Annotated in this window: 17 protein-coding genes; 6 read left to right on the forward strand and 11 right to left on the reverse strand. The window is 70.4% G+C overall.

From position 1 onward, the window contains the following. Positions 1-46 precede the first annotated feature (46 nt). The 3 genes from ABNG04_RS09965 to ABNG04_RS09975 all read right to left on the reverse strand — a co-directional run bounded on the left by ABNG04_RS09965 (position 47) and on the right by ABNG04_RS09975 (position 1,892). Positions 47-1,024, reverse strand: a complete 978-nt coding sequence (locus ABNG04_RS09965; RefSeq protein ID WP_371162273.1) for a transcription initiation factor IIB — start codon at positions 1,022-1,024, stop codon at positions 47-49. Between the two features lie 269 nt (positions 1,025-1,293). Then, positions 1,294-1,539 (reverse strand): hypothetical protein, encoded by a 246-nt coding sequence (locus tag ABNG04_RS09970; RefSeq protein ID WP_371162274.1) that lies wholly within the window; start codon positions 1,537-1,539, stop codon positions 1,294-1,296. Between the two features lie 5 nt (positions 1,540-1,544). Then, on the reverse strand, positions 1,545-1,892 hold the full coding sequence (locus tag ABNG04_RS09975) for a hypothetical protein (RefSeq protein ID WP_371162275.1): 348 nt from the start codon (positions 1,890-1,892) through the stop codon (positions 1,545-1,547). Between the two features lie 176 nt (positions 1,893-2,068). On the opposite strand from ABNG04_RS09975, the gene ABNG04_RS09980 reads away from it, so the two are divergent. Beyond that, complete coding sequence (locus tag ABNG04_RS09980; protein ID WP_371162276.1) at positions 2,069-3,244, forward strand: M24 family metallopeptidase; 1,176 nt, start codon at positions 2,069-2,071, stop codon at positions 3,242-3,244. Between the two features lie 60 nt (positions 3,245-3,304). Continuing rightward, entirely contained in the window at positions 3,305-4,489 is a 1,185-nt protein-coding gene (locus ABNG04_RS09985) for an MFS transporter (protein WP_371162678.1), read from the forward strand. Here the strand turns inward: ABNG04_RS09985 and ABNG04_RS09990 are convergent. Both ABNG04_RS09990 and ABNG04_RS09995 read right to left on the reverse strand, forming a co-directional pair. Further along, positions 4,483-5,031, reverse strand: coding sequence for a GrpB family protein (locus tag ABNG04_RS09990; protein WP_371162277.1), 549 nt, complete (start codon positions 5,029-5,031; stop codon positions 4,483-4,485). The genes ABNG04_RS09985 and ABNG04_RS09990 overlap by 7 nt on opposite strands. Before the next feature lie 219 nt (positions 5,032-5,250). After that, on the reverse strand, positions 5,251-5,487 hold the full coding sequence (locus ABNG04_RS09995) for a DUF7120 family protein (protein WP_006113632.1): 237 nt from the start codon (positions 5,485-5,487) through the stop codon (positions 5,251-5,253). Positions 5,488-5,758: 271 nt separating this feature from the next. Between ABNG04_RS09995 and ABNG04_RS10000 the strand changes: the two genes are divergently transcribed. After that, the gene (locus ABNG04_RS10000; RefSeq protein ID WP_371162278.1) at positions 5,759-6,406 is read left to right on the forward strand and encodes a hypothetical protein; all 648 of its coding nucleotides are present in this window, start codon (positions 5,759-5,761) and stop codon (positions 6,404-6,406) included. Positions 6,407-6,458: 52 nt separating this feature from the next. Continuing rightward, on the forward strand, positions 6,459-6,881 hold the full coding sequence (locus ABNG04_RS10005) for a universal stress protein (RefSeq protein WP_371162279.1): 423 nt from the start codon (positions 6,459-6,461) through the stop codon (positions 6,879-6,881). Between the two features lie 26 nt (positions 6,882-6,907). On the opposite strand, the gene ABNG04_RS10010 is transcribed toward ABNG04_RS10005, so the two are convergent. The 6 genes from ABNG04_RS10010 to ABNG04_RS10035 all read right to left on the reverse strand — a co-directional run bounded on the left by ABNG04_RS10010 (position 6,908) and on the right by ABNG04_RS10035 (position 12,874). Next, entirely contained in the window at positions 6,908-7,510 is a 603-nt protein-coding gene (locus ABNG04_RS10010; protein ID WP_371162280.1) for a CDP-alcohol phosphatidyltransferase family protein, read from the reverse strand. A 26-nt stretch (positions 7,511-7,536) separates the two neighbouring features. Next, positions 7,537-8,094, reverse strand: coding sequence for an adenylate kinase family protein (locus ABNG04_RS10015; protein ID WP_371162281.1), 558 nt, complete (start codon positions 8,092-8,094; stop codon positions 7,537-7,539). Then, positions 8,091-9,185 carry a histidinol-phosphate transaminase gene (gene hisC / locus ABNG04_RS10020; RefSeq protein ID WP_371162282.1) on the reverse strand — a complete coding sequence of 365 codons (1,095 nt, stop codon included), beginning with the start codon at positions 9,183-9,185 and terminating at the stop codon, positions 8,091-8,093. Before hisC ends, ABNG04_RS10015 begins: the two co-directional genes overlap by 4 nt. Positions 9,186-9,268: 83 nt before the next feature. After that, positions 9,269-10,714, reverse strand: coding sequence for an HflX-like GTP-binding protein (locus ABNG04_RS10025; RefSeq protein WP_371162283.1), 1,446 nt, complete (start codon positions 10,712-10,714; stop codon positions 9,269-9,271). 238 nt (positions 10,715-10,952) lie between these two features. Further along, entirely contained in the window at positions 10,953-11,696 is a 744-nt protein-coding gene (locus ABNG04_RS10030; protein ID WP_371162284.1) for a fumarylacetoacetate hydrolase family protein, read from the reverse strand. 77 nt (positions 11,697-11,773) lie between these two features. Then, positions 11,774-12,874: a DUF8108 domain-containing protein gene (locus ABNG04_RS10035; protein WP_371162285.1), complete on the reverse strand. Its 1,101-nt coding sequence runs from the start codon at positions 12,872-12,874 to the stop codon at positions 11,774-11,776. 105 nt (positions 12,875-12,979) lie between these two features. Here ABNG04_RS10035 and ABNG04_RS10040 point away from each other — a divergent pair, with 105 nt between their 5' ends. Both ABNG04_RS10040 and ABNG04_RS10045 read left to right on the forward strand, forming a co-directional pair. After that, positions 12,980-13,702 carry a metal-dependent hydrolase gene (locus ABNG04_RS10040; RefSeq protein ID WP_371162286.1) on the forward strand — a complete coding sequence of 241 codons (723 nt, stop codon included), beginning with the start codon at positions 12,980-12,982 and terminating at the stop codon, positions 13,700-13,702. 313 nt (positions 13,703-14,015) lie between these two features. Further along, entirely contained in the window at positions 14,016-15,413 is a 1,398-nt protein-coding gene (locus ABNG04_RS10045) for a sugar porter family MFS transporter (RefSeq protein WP_371162287.1), read from the forward strand. Positions 15,414-15,494 lie beyond the last annotated feature (81 nt).

The raw sequence follows: 15,494 nt of genomic DNA on the forward strand, positions 1-15,494 counted from the left end.
CTCGGGCTGGTACCGAGACGGCACCGGACCGATCAGGAAAAGTGGGTCAGTTCAGCGCGACCGAGTCCTCGGCCTCGAGGAGCTCGTGGTACCGGTTCCGGATGGTGACCTCGCTGATGTTCGCGACCTCGCTGACCTCGCTCTGGGTCACCTTCTCGTTGACCAGCAGCGAGGCGGCGTAGACGGCGGCGGCGGCGAGCCCGACCGGTGACTTGCCGGAGTGGATCCCCTGTTCCTTCGCCGTGTCGAGCAGGCTGCGGGCGCGGCGTTCGGCCTCGTCGGAGAGGCCGAGATCGGAGGCGAACCGCGGGACGTAGCTCTCGGGGTCGGCCGGCTGGATCTCCAGTTTCAGCTCGCGGACGACGTAGCGGTACGTCCGGGCGATCTCGTCCTTCTCGACGCGGGAGACGCCCGCGATCTCGTCGAGGCTGCGCGGCGTGCCGGCCTGCCGGGCGGCGGCGTACAGCGAGGCCGTCGAGACGCCCTCGATGGAGCGACCGGGGAGCAGGTCCTCGTCGAGCGCGCGGCGGTAGATGACGGAGGCGGTCTCGCGGACGTTGTCCGGGAGGCCGAGCGCGCTGGCCATGCGGTCGATCTCGCCGAGGGCTTGCTTCAGGTTGCGCTCCTTGGAGTCGCGGGTGCGGAACCGCTCGTTCCAGGTGCGTAGCCGCTGCATCTTCTCTCGCTGGCGGCTGGACAGCGACTTGCCGTAGGCGTCTTTGTCCTGCCAGCCGATGTTCGTCGAGAGCCCCTTATCGTGCATCATGTTCGTCGTTGGGGCCCCGACCCGCGACTTGTTGTCCTTCTCTTTGGAGTCGAACGCGCGCCACTCCGGCCCGCGGTCGATCTCGTCCTCCTCGACGACGAGCCCGCAGTCGACACAAACGGTCTCGCCGTGTTCCGTGTCGGTCGCGAGCTGGCCGTCGCACTCTGGACACCGCAGCTCTTCCTCTTCGCTCTCCGACTCGGTCTCGCGCTCGTCGTCGACGTTCTCGGTCGTGTACGTTCGAAGGTTCTCGCTCATTGGTTGTGTGCTGGAGTGAAAGACGAAACCGAGGGACGAATCTCGGTGTTCTCCTCACCATCAGGTAAGCGGCCCAAATACTTAAATGTTTGCGTGTTTGGCGTCGCGTTGACACGGCCGATAACGGCGTTTAGAACCCTGTAAGACTCAATATTTCTGAGCGGCAGAGAGAGCCCGCCGTCAGGGCGAGTGTGACGACGGCTGCGCGGCATATGGTATATAGGCGTTTCGCGAAACTCGGGCGGCGTTCGGGACGACCGGTGCCCACGTCAGTCTCCGGCTGCGAAGGTCGCGCCCACACCGGCGAGAAAGCCGACGACAACGCCCAGTTCGGTAATCAAGAACAGGGTCGCGGCGAAGTCGGGACGGGCGGTGACGCCGGCGACCTCCGACACCGGGAGCCCGTCGCCGTCGGAGACCGGAGCCGTCCCGTCGGCCGCGTGGCGCGTCAGCGGCACGCGAGAGACCGCCCGCAACGCGAGCATCGCCGGGAGGTAGCTGAGCGTCGCGCTCACGCCGGTCACGGACCGGCGAGCGGGTCGTCGATACCGAGGTATCGGACGGCGCCCGCGGCGCCGAGACCGAAGGTCAGGGGAACCGCGCGGAGCGGCCACAGCGCGGCATCGGCCTGTATCAGCGGATGCCCGGTGACGACGAGGTTCGACAGCCCGGGGCCCGTCCGGAGCCGGACCCAGTGGGCGTCGGAGAGGAACCAGATCGCCCCTTCGACCGCGGATATCGGTCCGCCGACTATCCACCGGGCGATCTCGGAGTCCCCCGGCGACACGCCGGCCGCCGCGAGCCCGGTCCAAGTGAGCGCCAGTCCGAGCAGCGCCGCGCCGCTCCCGCATGCGACGGCGACCGGCAACCAGCCAGAGAGGGGACACGAGCGAGGGGAGGGTAGTTCGTCGCTCCGTCGACATCTGGGCCGCGTTGTTCCGGCGTGACAAGTATATCCTTTGTCGCGGGTCCCCGGATGGGCACGGCCCGGCCTACCGGTTCCGCGAGGGGAACCGATTTGGGCGTCGCGCGACCACCTCGCGTATGAACCGCACACGGCTCGACGACCGCCTGTCAGACCTCGACACCGACGGCTACCTCCTCGACGCCTCGCAAGAGGACGCGAACCAGCTGTACCTCTCCGGCTTCACCGGGCCCGACCCGTTCCTCACGCTGTACGCCGACGGGGCGGTCCACGTCCTCGTCAGCGGGCTCGAGTACGGCCGCGCGACGACCGAGGCGGCGGCCGACACGGTGGAGCGGCACGCCGACTACGACTACGAGTACGGCGGTCGCGGGGCGCGCAACGACATGTACGCCGAGTTCGTCCGCGACAAGGGCGTCGAGTCCGTCTCGATGCCGCCGCGCGGCCCGGTCGGCACCGCGGACGCCCTCCGGGAGCGCGGTATCGAGGTGGCCGTCGACACCGACGACCGGCTTCAGGAGGTCCGGTCGGTCAAGACCGACGAGGAAATCGACGCGATCCGCGAGGCCCAAGCGGCGAACGAGGCGGCGATGCGCGCCGCGGAGGAGCTGATCGCCGGCGCGGACGTGGCGACCGAGGCCGACGATGCGGAGGCCGGCGTCCTGCTCCGTGACGGTGAGCCGCTCACCAGCGAGCGGGTGACCGAGGAGATCGAGGTCACGCTCCTCCGGCACGGCTGCGCGCTCGACGAGACGATCGTCGCTGGCGGCGCACAGGCGGCGGACCCCCACGACCGGGGCTCGGGTCCGCTCCGCGCGGACGAGGCGATCATCGTCGACATCTTCCCGCGGTCGAAGGCGACGAAGTACAACGCCGACATGACGCGGACGTTCTGCGTCGGCGAGCCCGGCGAGACCCTCCGCGAGTGGTACGACCTCACCGAGCGGGCCCTCGAGGCCGCGCTCGACGCCGTCGAGCCCGGGGCGACGGGCGAGGACGTCCACGCCGCTGCCTGCGAAGTGTACGAGGAGGCCGGCGAGCCCACGTTCCGCACCGACCCCGACACGGAGACCGGCTTCATCCACTCGACCGGACACGGCATCGGCCTCGACGTCCACGAGTCGCCGCGGCTCGCGAACGGCGGCGGAGAGCTGGAGCCGGGACACGTGATCACCGTCGAACCCGGCCTCTACGACCCCGACGTGGGCGGTGTCCGGATAGAGGACCTCGTCGTCGTCACGGCCGACGGGTACGAGAATCTCACCGACTACCCGGTCCGGTTCGCGGCGGAGTGAGTCCCCGGCCCGTCTGACCGCGATCGGAAGCCGCTTTGACCCGTGTCCGGTACGGCGACCGTGAACTGGCGGTACGAACACACGGCGCTCGCGCTCTGTACGCTCGCGTTCACCGGCACGATGGTGGCGCGGCTGGTCGTCAGCCCGCTGGTCCCGGAGATCACCGCGGAGTTCGACGTGACCAACGGGACCGTCGGGCTCGCGCTCAGCGGGATGTGGCTCACCTACGCGCTGGCGCAGTTTCCCTCCGGGGTCCTCGGCGACCGCTTCGGCGAGCGCCGCGTCATCCTCGCCGCGGTGGGCGCGACCGCGGTCGCGTCGGTGCTCCTCGCCGCGTCCCCGTCGATCCTCGCGTTCGGTCTCTTCGCGGCCGCGCTCGGCGTCGGGGCCGGGCTCCACTACTCCGTCGCCACGACGTTCCTGACGCGGCAGTTCGACGACACCGGTCGCGCCATCGGCGTCCACGTCGCCGGCGGGCCGCTGGCCGGGCTCGCCGCGCCGCCGGCGGCCGCGCTGGTCGGGTCGCGCTACGGCTGGCGCGCCGGCGTCCTCTTCGGGGCCGCGGTCGCGGTGCCCGTGTTCGCGCTGTTCGCGTGGCGGGTTCGACCCACCGAGCCGCTCCGGCCCGACCAGCCGATGGGCGAGCGGTTCGCGATCGGCCCGCTCGTCGAGTTGCTGTCGCGGCCGCGGATCCTCTACACGACCGCGCTGGCGACGATGGGCGCGTTCACGTGGCAGGCGACGGCCTCCTTCCTCCCGACGTTCCTCGAGGTCGGCACGGGCCTGTCGAGCGCGCTGTCGGCGCTGCTGTTCTCGGCGTACTTCCTCGTCCACGGCGGCACCCAACCGATCACCGGGTCGATCTCCGACCGGATCGGCCGCGACGCCACCGCGATGGCGACGATGGCCGCCGGCGTCCTCGGCTACGGGGGGCTCGTCGCGGCCGCGGCGCTGGACCTCGGACTGCCGGTCACCGCCGGCGCCGTCGGGCTCGTGGGGCTCGCGATGTCGTGGGGGGCGCCGATCCAGTCGCGGTTCATGGACCTGCTCTCCGACGCCGAGCGCGGTGCCGGCTTCGGGCTCGTCCGGACCGCGTACATGGTGACCGGGGCCTCCGGGAGCGTCGTCGTCGGCAGCGTCTCCGACGCCGCGGGCTGGGCGGTCGCCTTCGGCCTGCTGGCCTGCGTGATGGCGCTCGGGCTGGCGACGCTGACGGCGAACCGACTCCTCGGCCTCGGCTACTGATCTCCCTCCGCGAACGCGGGTAGTCGGTCCGCGTAGCCGGCCTCACGAGCCGCCTCCGTGATGGACCGGACGACGTCGAACTTTGCGTCCGTGTACGCCCACATGTCGTCCGGGTGTTCGGCCGCCGCCTCGCGCTTGACCCGGCCGTACTCCCCGCGGGCGTCGGGGTGGTCGGCGAGGTACTCCCGGAACAGGAGGATCGGTCGCCACTGGTCCGCGTCGACGGTGTGCATCCGGACCGCGACGACGTGGTCCGGCTCCCGCCGCAGCGCGACGACCGTGTCGTCGGCGTCGTGTTCCCGTTGGAACTCCCCGTCGGTGAGCCGGTCCGCGGCGGCACGCATGCCTGCCCCCGTGACGTACACGGGCATCACGTCCAAGACCGGTTTTCCCGGAACGCCCGCGATCGCGGTGCTACCGACGTGGAACACGTCGCACAGCCGGTCGTCCGAGGCGTCAACCACGCGGTCGCGCACGGATGCGAACCGGTCGTCCCACACGGGGTCGGGCTCGAGGGACAGTCCGTCTTCTTTCGGGTCCATGGGTCACCAGCCGATAACCGGCCCACTCGGAAAAATATATCTCTAAATTGAAATTATATTCTCTCTTACTAATTCGGGCGTAACACAAATATATTCTTTGCCGGGGTCGGATCGCCGACCTCGTCCCGCGGATCGGCCGGCGGCGCCGTTCGCTGGGTCGGCGACTCGGCGGGATCGCGGCAAGTTCGGTGGCGAGGTGAGTTCGGCGTCGAGAAGGCGTCAGAGCCGGTCGTCTTCGAGGCTGCCGGGGTCTTCGGCGGTGTCGAACATGTTGTTCTCCGCGCCGTCGAGCATCTCGTCGCGGGGCTCCTCGTCGACGACGGTCACGTTGTACGCCTCGATGCCGGACGCGATGAGGTCCTCAGCGGCCTGCTCCTCGGAGACGAACTCCTGTTCCGCCAGCTGCTGAAACTCCGCGTACACGTCGTCCGAGAGGTTCAGTTCGAACGTGGGCATACCTCTCGTTCCGACCGGACGCTTTTAAATCGTTCCCTCGGGCAGCTCCGGGACGTCCCCTGAGAGCGAGGGCGGCGATTGGGCCCCTCGGTCCGCCGGGGTCGGGTGGCTCGATACGCGGCATCTGTGCCACCGCGGAGGCGCCCGGTGAGTCACTCTGGCAGTGAACCCTGATCATATACGTCTACCGTTCTACGTGCCAGTGTGTACGGTCCGTGTCTCCGAGCGGAGACGAGAGTCGACCATCGCCGACTCGGGAGGGAGCGAATGTATGCCCAGTGAGACGACAGACTGGTCAGACCGGCTACACCGCTCGCGGACCGCGCTGACGCTGTACTTCCGGCGGCTGCTGTCGCCACCGCTCCCGGGAGACGGACTGCTGTTGTTCGGGTTCTTCGAGGGAGTGATCGGGTGGGGGCTCTCCTGGGTGTTCAGCCGCGATCCGAGCCTCGCCCCGTTTGGATTAATCCAGTCGATCGTCGGCGTCTGGGCCGTGTTGACCGTCGGGATCGTCGTCTTCGGCGTGACCTACACCACGCCGACCGTGCGCCGCAACCGCGTCTGGGTAGTCTGGGCGGGGTTGAACCTCGCTGCGACGCTTGTCAACGTCGCCGCCCTCTTCGAGGTCATCCCGTCCGGCGCGGTACGGTACGCGTACTGGCACCCGTGGCTGGCGGTGATCGGAACCGGCTATCTCGTGACGGCGCTGTACAATTGGGAGAGCCCGCAGATACGGCAGCAAGAGCGGATCGTCTACGCCGCGACGGGCGTGGTGACGCTCGGTCTCCTCGCGGGGAGCCTCGGCCCGCTGCGCGCGTTCGTCACGCTACACATCTTCGCGATCGGCGCGGCCGCTCACCTCGTTCCGATCGGCCACGACGTGCTCGCCGACGCGGTGCTCATCGCCCGGCGGCAGTGACGCGACCACCGCGGTTCCGACGACGGAGAACGGACCCCGACGGCTTACGATTATGTACGACACGATCCTCTTTCCGACGGACGGCAGCGAGGCGACGATCGGCGCCGCAGAACACGCCTTCAGTCACGCCGAGCGGTACGACGCGTCGATACACGTCCTCTCTATCGTTGAGGTTGCTGGCGGCCTCGGCACCGCCGGTCGAGAGCGGGCGGCACTCAACGAGCGACGTGACGAGCGCGCCTCGGCCGCCGAGCGAATCGTTTCGGAGACCGAACCAGAGGGAGTCGAGACGACGATCGCAGTCGAGTTCGGTAGTCCCGCGAGGGTGATCACCGAGTACGTCGACCGGAACGCGATCGACCTCGTGGTGATGAGTACGAAGGGGCGAAGCGGAGCGGAACGGATCGTCTTCGGCAGCATCACGGACGAGGTCGTCCGCCGCGCGGACGCACCCGTGCTCGCGGTTCGGCGATGAGGCCGGCCGGTCGCTGACCACGACGCTCAGAGGTCGCTCCACGCGCCGAGGAACCGCTGGACTGCGGTCAGGTGTCCGACGACGGCGAACAGCGCGAGCAGGAGACTCACGACGTTCAGCCCGGCGACGATCGGCGCGGAGTATACCGCGGCGACGACGCCCACGACGCCGATCAGTGCGAGTCGGTCGGCCCGGCCGAGGAGCCCCCCGTACTCGCGGCCGATGCCGACGGCCTGGATCTGGGTGCCGAGGTAGGAGGTGAGGAGGACGCCGGTGACGGCGGCGAAGCCGAGCGCGTACGCCCCCACCCCGGCCGTGAGCCCGGCGATGACCGCCACGTCGGCGTAGCGATCGAGGACGTGGTCAAGGAAGTCGCCGCCGTCGGAGGCGACCCCCTGATGGCGCGCGAGCGCCCCGTCGACGACATCGAGCCAGCCGTTGAGGAGGACGAGCAGCGCGCCGGCCGCGTAGAGGGCCGTCGACCCCGCAGCGAACGCCCCGGCGGCCGCGACCGCGACGAGGAAGGCGATCACGCTCACCTGGTCGGGCGAGAGGCCGAGCCTGTCGGCCGCGGACACCCACGGGCCGAGCAGCCGGTCCGCCACCGAACGGTACTGGTCGAGGGTCATCTATCGTCTCGACCGTCTCGACCGGCTCATATATAATCGATGAAGTCCACGGTGCCGGCGCTCGGCTCGCGCTCCCCCTCCGCCGCCGCCCGGATCGCGTCGGCGACCGCCTCGGGGTCCCGGTCGGTGGCGTCCACCTCGTAGACGTTCTCCGCGCCGTGCCCGGCGACCGCCTCGGAGAGGATCACGTCGAGCGCCTCGCTCTCGGCGTTCTCGGCGGCTGTCTCGGCCGTCTCGCCGCGCGCCTCGAGGCGGGACTCGACCGTCTTGGGGTGACAGCGCAACACGACGACGCGGTCGGCGTCGAACCGGTGCGCGAGGTGGGAGTCCAAGACTCCGGACCAGTCGCCGAGGTCCTCGCGGACCGCGTCGAGGTCGGCGACGAGCGTGTCGCGGTCGTCGTCGCGCTCGGTCCAGAGGTTGTCGTCGGACTTGATCCGGTCGTTGAGGTGGATCACGTCGTACTCGCCCTCGAGCAGCGCAGTCGCGGTCGTCTTCCCGGTCCCGGGCGTGCCCGTGACGGCGACGCGGTTCGCGCGGCCGCGGTCCGGGGCGGCGTCGGCGTGGTCGGTCCCCTCCGTCACGCCCGAACACCGAGTCCGAGGTCGGCCAGCGTCTCGTTGAGCAGGGCGACCGCCTCGCGGGTCTCCTCACGGGTCCCCGTCGAGATTCGGACGTGTTCCGGCAGCCCGAACGAGGTGCAGTCGCGGATGATCACGCCGCGCTCTTGGGCCGCCTCGGCGACGCGCTCGCCGTCGCCGACGGCGGCGAGGACGAAGTTCCCCGCGGAGTCGACGGTGGGCGCGTCGAGCTCGTCCGCGATGTACCCCCGGGCCCAGCGGGCGGACTCGACCGACTGCTCGACGTGGTCCTCGTCGTCGAGCGCGGCGAGCGCGGCCCGGCAGGCGAGCTCGTTGGCCGCGAACGGCGTGTTGACGCGGGCGTACGCCTCGCCCCACGCCTCGGGGACGACGCTGTACCCGATCCGGAGTCCGGCGAGCCCGTACGCCTTCGAGAAGGTGCGCAGGACCGCCACGTCGTCGCGCTCGTCGGCAAGCGGGATCGCGCTGTCGACATCCGAGAACTCCCCGTACGCCTCGTCGACGACGACCAGCGTCTCCGGCGCGGTCGCGTCCGCGATCGCCTCGACCTCGTCGAGCGGCATCGTCGAGCCCGAGGGGTTGTGCGGCGAGGTGACGTAGACGATCCGCTCGCCGCCGTAGGCGGACAACACCGTCTCCGCGTCCTGCGCGAAGCCGTCGGCGGTCGAGAGCTCGTACTCGGTCACCTCGCCGTGGTGGTAGCGCGAGGACATCGCGTAGTACGCGAAGCCGGGACTCGGTACCAGCACCTCGTCGCCCGGCTCCAGCGCGGCCCGGGAGAGGTAGTCGATCGAGCCGTCGGCGCCGGGGGAGACCCACACCTGTTCGTCACCGATCCCCCACTTCTCGGCGATCTTCGCGGTGAGGTCCGTGTGCGAGGACTTCGGGTACTGGTTCACGCGGTCGGCGTGGTCGCGAATGGCCTCGACGGCCGCCGGGCTCGGGCCGTGCGGGTTCTCGTTCGAAGAGAGCTTGATCAGGTCGTCGGGGTCGATCCCGCGCTCGCGGGCGACCTCCTCGACGCCCCGCCCGGGCACGTACGGCGAGTGATCGGAGAGATCCCGTGGTCGCATGCCAGACGGTCGGGGGCGGTCGGGCTTAAGGGTGGTCTTGACGGACGCCGGTCACGGCGCTCCCGGGTCGAAGCCGGGAGCGCTCACGGGGGCGAACCCGCGCCGCGCAGCCGCCGCTCCGCCTCGGCGACCACGTCTGGCCGCCCCGCCAAGTCGACGGCGATGGTCTCGCCGGCGTACTCGACGTCCGTCACGACGCTCCGGTCGTACGCCCACGAGAGCGCGGCCTGCGCGTCGCCGCCGTTCGGTACTTCGACGGTCGCCGTCGCCGTCGGCAGCGCGTCCGCCACCGCGTCCGCGAGGTCGGCGAGCCCCGACTCGTCGCGGGCGCTCACCGGGATCGGCGACCGGAGCGCGTCCGCGACTGGGGCGTCGCGCGGGTCGAGGTCGGCGACGGCGGTCTCGTACGCCTCGACGGCGGCCGCGAGGCCGTCGGCGTCGACCTCGTCCGCCTTCGACAGCACGGGGATCACCGGGCCGTCGGTCGACTCGATCGCCGACAGCGAGGCGCGGAGCTTCCGGCGGAGGCCGCCCGGGTCGTCGCTGGCGTCGACCACGAGCAGCGCGCAGTCCGCGGCGCGGATCGCGTCGATCGTCGCGCGGAACGAGCGCACCGACTCGTGCGGCAGCCCGTCGAGGAACCCGACGGTGTCCGTGAGCAGGGTGCGCCGGCCGCCGACGGTCGCGCGGCGCGTCGTCGACGAGAGCGTCTCGAACGGGCGGTCGGCGACCGCGAGCGCACCGGCGTCGTCCGCCGGGTCCCCCGCGGCCGTGTCGGCACGCTCTGCGGGGGGAGCCGAGGCCTCCCCGTCGAAATTCGGGTCGTCGACCTCGTCCGCGAGCCGGCGGGCCAGCGTCGACTTCCCGGCGTTGGTGTAGCCCGCGAGCGCGACCAGGTCGAAGCCGGCGGCGCGGCGCTCCGCGCGGCGCGCCGCCCGCTCGTCGGCGATCTCGTCGAGGGCGCGCTCGGCCGACTCGATCCGCTTCTCGACGTCGAGGACGCGGCTGTCGCCCTCCGGCTGGAGGCGCACGTCCTCGCTCGCGTCGCGGGCGACCGCCTCGCGGAGCCGCGGCAGCTCGTAGCAGAGCCGGGCCAGCTCCAGCTGTCGGTCGGCGGCTCGCGAGTCGGCGGCGTCGGCGAACAGTTCCAGGGCCAGCCGCGGGCGGTCGACGACCGCGGTCCCGGTCGGCAGCAGGTCGCCGAGGGAGAACGTCTGCCCCGGCGAGAGGCCGCCGTCGTAGATGACGGCCTCGGCGTCCGCGTCGGCCGCGAGGCGCATCAGCTCCTCGGCCTTCCCGCGCCCGAGGTCGTAGGTCGGATCCTCGCGCCGCCGCTGGGTGACTTCGCCGACCACCGCGTAGCCGGCCGCGGCGGCCAGCTCGCGGATCTCCGCCGTGTCCGGCGGGCCCCCGTCAGACCGCGCCGCGACCACGGCTCTGGTCGCGTCGGCGTGCGCGGTCTCTGTCGCTCGTGCGTCTTGTCCGCTCGATGCGTCGCGTTCGTTCGTCGCGTCGTCGTCTCGTGACATTCGGTCGGGCGCTCGCGTCGGCCCGGGGAGGGGAGCGTCTCCGCTCCGCGTGCGGTCTCGGCGGCGCGTCCGATCGGTCGGCCCGATTCGAACCGCGCCGCGACGGTGCCGTCAGCGTTCAACGACGAACGAACTGGTCTCCATACCTCCGACTCCAGGGACTCACACATAAGCGTTCACCGGAAACGAGGTGTGGTACCTAATCGCAGGAAACGATGGAACCGCTCGGTTCGGCGTTTCAGGGCACGCGGACGTCGTGTTCCAGCGTGCCGACGCCCTCGACCTCGACCTCGACGGTGTCGCCGTCGGCGAGCGCGCCGACCCCCTCCGGCGTGCCCGTGGCGATGACATCGCCGGGTTCGAGCGTGAGGTACGTCGTGATCTCCTCGATCAGCGTCGGCACGTCGAAGATCATGTGCTCGCGGTCGCTCGACTGCTTCGTCTCGCCGTTGACGCGGAGCTCGACGCTCGCGTCCGGCGGAACCTCGTCGGGCGTGGCGAGGACCGGGCCCATGGGCGCCGCGCCGTCGAACGCCTTCCCGCGAACCCAGTTCTGCTCCTGGTTCTGGTCGTCACGGTTCGACACGTCGTTCAGACAAGTGAACCCGGCGACGACGTCCATCGCGTCCGCCGCGTCGACCGCCTTACACTGCTCGCCGATCACGACCGCGATCTCCGCCTCCCAGTCGATCCGGTCCTTGCCGGCCGGGACGGTCACGGTGTCGCCGTGACTCGCAACCGCGTTCGGCGGCTTGAGGAAGAGCAGCGGCCGGTCGGGGACGTCGTTGCCGAGCTCGGCGGCGTGGTCGGCGTAGTTGCGCCCGATACAGACGATCTTCGAGGGCTCGGTCGGCGCGAGCACGTCGATCGCGGGGTCCGAGAGCGCGTACGTCTCGCCGCCGAAGGCGACCGTGTCGGTCGCCGGGTCGTACTCGCCCTCGCGGATCGATCCGGCTGGGTCGCGGAACCGTGCGCGATACATACGACAGCGAACGGCGGGCCGCCCGAAAAGCGTTCCCGGTGAGGCAATCGGCGACCGAGGCGGGCGCGCTCCGCGGCTCACTCGGTCGACTCGGTGACCCGGTCGTCGGTCGCGGGGTCGTCCATCTCTCGGTCGTTGTCGGTCGCAGGGTCGTCCGCCTCCGAGTCGGCCTTGACCGCGGTTCCCTCCGCCGAGAGTTCGTCGAGTGAGGGCGCGCCGCCGCGGTCGCCGAACACCTCCGAGCGCGCGCACTCGACGCAGTAGTGGTTGCGCCGGACCGAGTGCGTCCGAACCGGGACGCCGGCGACGACCGTCTCGTCGCGTCGCCGCCTGACGAGACCTCGGTCGAACGACTCGCCGCAGACCACGCAGGGGTCCTCGACGGACTCGGGCGGCCGGACAGTCCGGTGGTCGACGGTCTTCTGACGACCGAACGCGGTGACCCCGTGCCGGCGGTCGAGCCGGCGCCGGACCGGCGGAGCCACGCCCAGTCCGAGGCCGGCGAACGCGAGGCCGATTAGTGCGGCGGGCGCGGAACCGGTCGTCCCCGCGAAAAAGACGATCCACCCGCCGATCAGGAGCAGGAGGGCGGTCAGGACGTACGCGGTGGCCGTCTCCACCCGGCCGGACTCCTGGACGCGCGACGGGGCGCGCACGGTCGTCTCGTCGCCGCGCACGAGCCGCCGGCGCTCCGCAAGCTTGGAGTAGTGCCACCAGCCGTACAGCAGGTTCCCGATGCCGCTGGTGAAAATAAACAGGAGGATGTGGACGCCGACGGCACCGATACCCCTGTCGACGAGGATCACCCGGTCGCCGTCGTCTCGCTCGACGTCCCACCCGGCGTCGAGGTGGTCCTGAACGCGACGGCGAAACGCGCGCGAACTCTCCCGCGGAGCCGGCGAGTGCGAGGGGGATCGGCCCGCCACGCTCGACCGCCCGGCCGCGCCGGTCACCCGCGCGGCGTCGGCCGCGTCGCCGGCCGTCCGCGACGCGCCGCAGTTCGAGCAGAACCGGTCGTCCTCGTCGAACCGCTCGCCGCACTCGGCGCAGTAGCTCGGGTCGGCGGGGTCGCCGACGTCAGCACCGCAGGCGGGGCAGAAGCTCGCCCCGGCCGGCACGGCCTCGCCGCAGGCCGGACACGCGGCCGGGCCGCCTGGGTCGCTAGTCTCGGAGGGCATGCGTTCGGCGTTCGCGCCGGTCCCGGTTAATTGCTTTCGCCGCCGGGCGGCGGCTTCCGCGGCGTCGAGTTTTATTACGCCGCGCCGAGACGTACGGAACGGACTATGGAACTCACCTGGCACGGCCACTCCACGTGGCACGTCGTCGTCGAGGACACGGAGCTGCTCGTCGACCCGTTCTTCGACAACCCGAAGACCGACGTCGACCCTGCCGCCCTCGACCCCGACTACCTGCTCCTGACCCACGGGCACGCCGACCACATCGGTGACGCGGCCGAATTCCCCGACGCGACCGTGGTCGCCACCCCGGAGCTGACCGCGTACGTCCAGGAGAACTTCGGCCTCGAAAACACCGTCCCGGCCGGCGGGATGAACATCGGTGGCACCGTCGAGTGCGGCGACGCGTGGGTGACGATGGTCCGCGCGGACCACTCGAACGGGATCGAGAACGATCCCGACTACTCCGCCGGCATGCCGGCAGGCTTCGTGATCGGCGACAAGAAGCCGACGCAGGAGTCGGACCCCGACTGTACCACCTTCTACCACGCCGGCGACACGGGCCTGATGTCCGAGATGGTCGACGTGATCGCCCCGTACCTTGAGCCGGACGCCGCCGCCCTGCCCGCCGGCGACCACTTCACGATGGGGCCCGCTGGCGCCGGCATCGCCGCCGACTGGGTTGGCGCCGACGTCGTCTTCCCGATGCACTACGACTCGTTCGGACCGATCGAGATCGACACGCGCGAGTTCGTCAGCGAGGTAGAGGCCGCCGGGGCCGCCGCCGAGCCGGTCGTCCTCGACGGCGACGAGACGTACACGCTGGAGTAGCGCGAGGGGCGTCCCGTGCCCACGGCGACGGGGCGCCGACCGGGCTATTTTCGAAACGACGACGCGTCCGCGGAGCGCGAGGGCCGCGCGAGGCACCGTTTCGAGCCCGGATTCGGCGTTCCACTGTCGCGCGGCGAGTCCCGACTTCGGGGCTGACCGGTGATAAGATACTATTCGGATCCGAATAAATATAACCTGTTTCGGTGGTAGATTTCGTCGCGCTCCGCTGACAGAAATATATTGAATGTACGTAAATTAATAATAAATCAGAAGGCTCCTAAATAAAAGATGGTTAGCGCCGGATCGGCACACCATGTCAACCGCCGATATACGGGCCGTGATCCGGGGTGACGGCGGACGCTTCGTGTACGTCGTCTCCGCGCTCGCGGCGCTCAACGGACTCCTGTTCGGGTTCGACACGGGGATCATCTCCGGAGCCATCCTCTTCATCGACACCACCTTCGAGCTGAGTCCCTTGGTGGAGGGGATCGTGGTCAGCGGCGCGATGGTCGGCGCGGCGGCCGGCGCGGCCGTCGGCGGGCAGCTGTCCGACCGGATCGGCCGCAAGCGATTTATCCTGCTGTCGGCCGGGGTGTTCTTCCTCGGCTCGTTCCTCATGGCGGTCGCGCCAACCGTCGAGGTGCTCGTCGCGGGGCGGATGATCGACGGGATCGCCATCGGGTTCGCGTCGATCGTCGGCCCGCTGTACATCTCCGAGATCGCGCCCCCCGCCGTCCGCGGGGGACTCACGTCGCTGAACCAGCTGATGGTCACCGTGGGGATCCTCTCGTCGTACTTCGTCAACTACGCCTTCTCCGGCTCCGGATCGTGGCGGATCATGCTCGGCGCGGGGATGGTCCCTGCCCTCGTGCTCGCCGCGGGGATGTCCCGGATGCCCGAGAGCCCCCGGTGGCTCTACGAGCGGGGTCGGACCGAGGAGGCCCGCGCCGTCCTCCGCCGCACGCGCGACGGCGGGATCGACTCGGAGCTGTCCGAGATCGAAGCGACCGTCGAGGCCCAGTCCGGGAACGGGGTCCGCGACCTGATCAGCCCGTGGATGCGCCCGGCGCTGATCGTCGGCCTCGGGCTCGCGGTCTTCCAACAGATCACCGGGATCAACGCGGTGATGTACTACGCGCCGACGATCCTGGAGTCGACCGCGCTCGGCAGCTCGCAGTCGATCCTCGCCTCGGTCGCAATCGGCACGGTCAACGTCGTCATGACCGTCGTCGCGATCCTCCTCGTCGACCGCGTCGGGCGGCGGCCCCTCCTGCTCGTCGGGACCGGTGGGATGATCGGGTCGCTCACCGTCGCCGGCCTCGTCTTCCAGTTCGCGGACCCGACCGGCGGGATGGGGTGGCTGGCGACGCTGACGCTGGTCTCGTTCGTCGCGTTCTTCGCCATCGGGCTCGGACCGGTGTTCTGGCTGCTGATCTCCGAGATCTATCCGCTCGCCGTCCGGGGGAGCGCGATGGGGCTGGTGACCGTCGCCAACTGGCTCGCGAACCTCGTGGTGGCACTCTCGTTCCCCGTGCTGCTCGACGGGATCGGCACGCCGATGACGTTCTGGCTGTTCGGCGCGTGTAGCCTCGTCGCGCTGCTTTTCACCTACCGCGTCGTGCCCGAGACGAACGGCCGGACGCTGGAGGCGATCGAGGCCGACCTCCGGGGCGCGACGGGACTGGGGGCTGACGCGTCAAACGACGACTGAGGCCGGTCCGCCGCCCCCGGCGACGGATCGCGGCGGAGTCACCGCGCCGATGGCGGTAACTTTTATCGTCGCGAGGCCGAA

This window comes from Halorubrum miltondacostae (assembly GCF_041379815.1).
Classification (GTDB): Archaea; Halobacteriota; Halobacteria; order Halobacteriales; family Haloferacaceae; genus Halorubrum; species Halorubrum miltondacostae.

What these genes read in the sequence shown, in the direction of transcription:
- ABNG04_RS09965 (WP_371162273.1), bottom strand. Translation starts at nt 1,024, where the DNA reads ATGAGCGAGAACCTTCGAACGTACACGACCGAGAACGTCGACGACGAG.
- ABNG04_RS09980 (WP_371162276.1), top strand. Translation starts at nt 2,069, where the DNA reads ATGAACCGCACACGGCTCGACGACCGCCTGTCAGACCTCGACACCGAC.
- ABNG04_RS09990 (WP_371162277.1), bottom strand. Translation starts at nt 5,031, where the DNA reads ATGGACCCGAAAGAAGACGGACTGTCCCTCGAGCCCGACCCCGTGTGG.
- ABNG04_RS09995 (WP_006113632.1), bottom strand. Translation starts at nt 5,487, where the DNA reads ATGCCCACGTTCGAACTGAACCTCTCGGACGACGTGTACGCGGAGTTT.
- ABNG04_RS10000 (WP_371162278.1), top strand. Translation starts at nt 5,759, where the DNA reads ATGCCCAGTGAGACGACAGACTGGTCAGACCGGCTACACCGCTCGCGG.
- ABNG04_RS10005 (WP_371162279.1), top strand. Translation starts at nt 6,459, where the DNA reads ATGTACGACACGATCCTCTTTCCGACGGACGGCAGCGAGGCGACGATC.
- ABNG04_RS10010 (WP_371162280.1), bottom strand. Translation starts at nt 7,510, where the DNA reads ATGACCCTCGACCAGTACCGTTCGGTGGCGGACCGGCTGCTCGGCCCG.
- hisC (WP_371162282.1), bottom strand. Translation starts at nt 9,185, where the DNA reads ATGCGACCACGGGATCTCTCCGATCACTCGCCGTACGTGCCCGGGCGG.
- ABNG04_RS10025 (WP_371162283.1), bottom strand. Translation starts at nt 10,714, where the DNA reads ATGTCACGAGACGACGACGCGACGAACGAACGCGACGCATCGAGCGGA.
- ABNG04_RS10030 (WP_371162284.1), bottom strand. Translation starts at nt 11,696, where the DNA reads ATGTATCGCGCACGGTTCCGCGACCCAGCCGGATCGATCCGCGAGGGC.
- ABNG04_RS10035 (WP_371162285.1), bottom strand. Translation starts at nt 12,874, where the DNA reads ATGCCCTCCGAGACTAGCGACCCAGGCGGCCCGGCCGCGTGTCCGGCC.
- ABNG04_RS10040 (WP_371162286.1), top strand. Translation starts at nt 12,980, where the DNA reads ATGGAACTCACCTGGCACGGCCACTCCACGTGGCACGTCGTCGTCGAG.
- ABNG04_RS10045 (WP_371162287.1), top strand. Translation starts at nt 14,016, where the DNA reads ATGTCAACCGCCGATATACGGGCCGTGATCCGGGGTGACGGCGGACGC.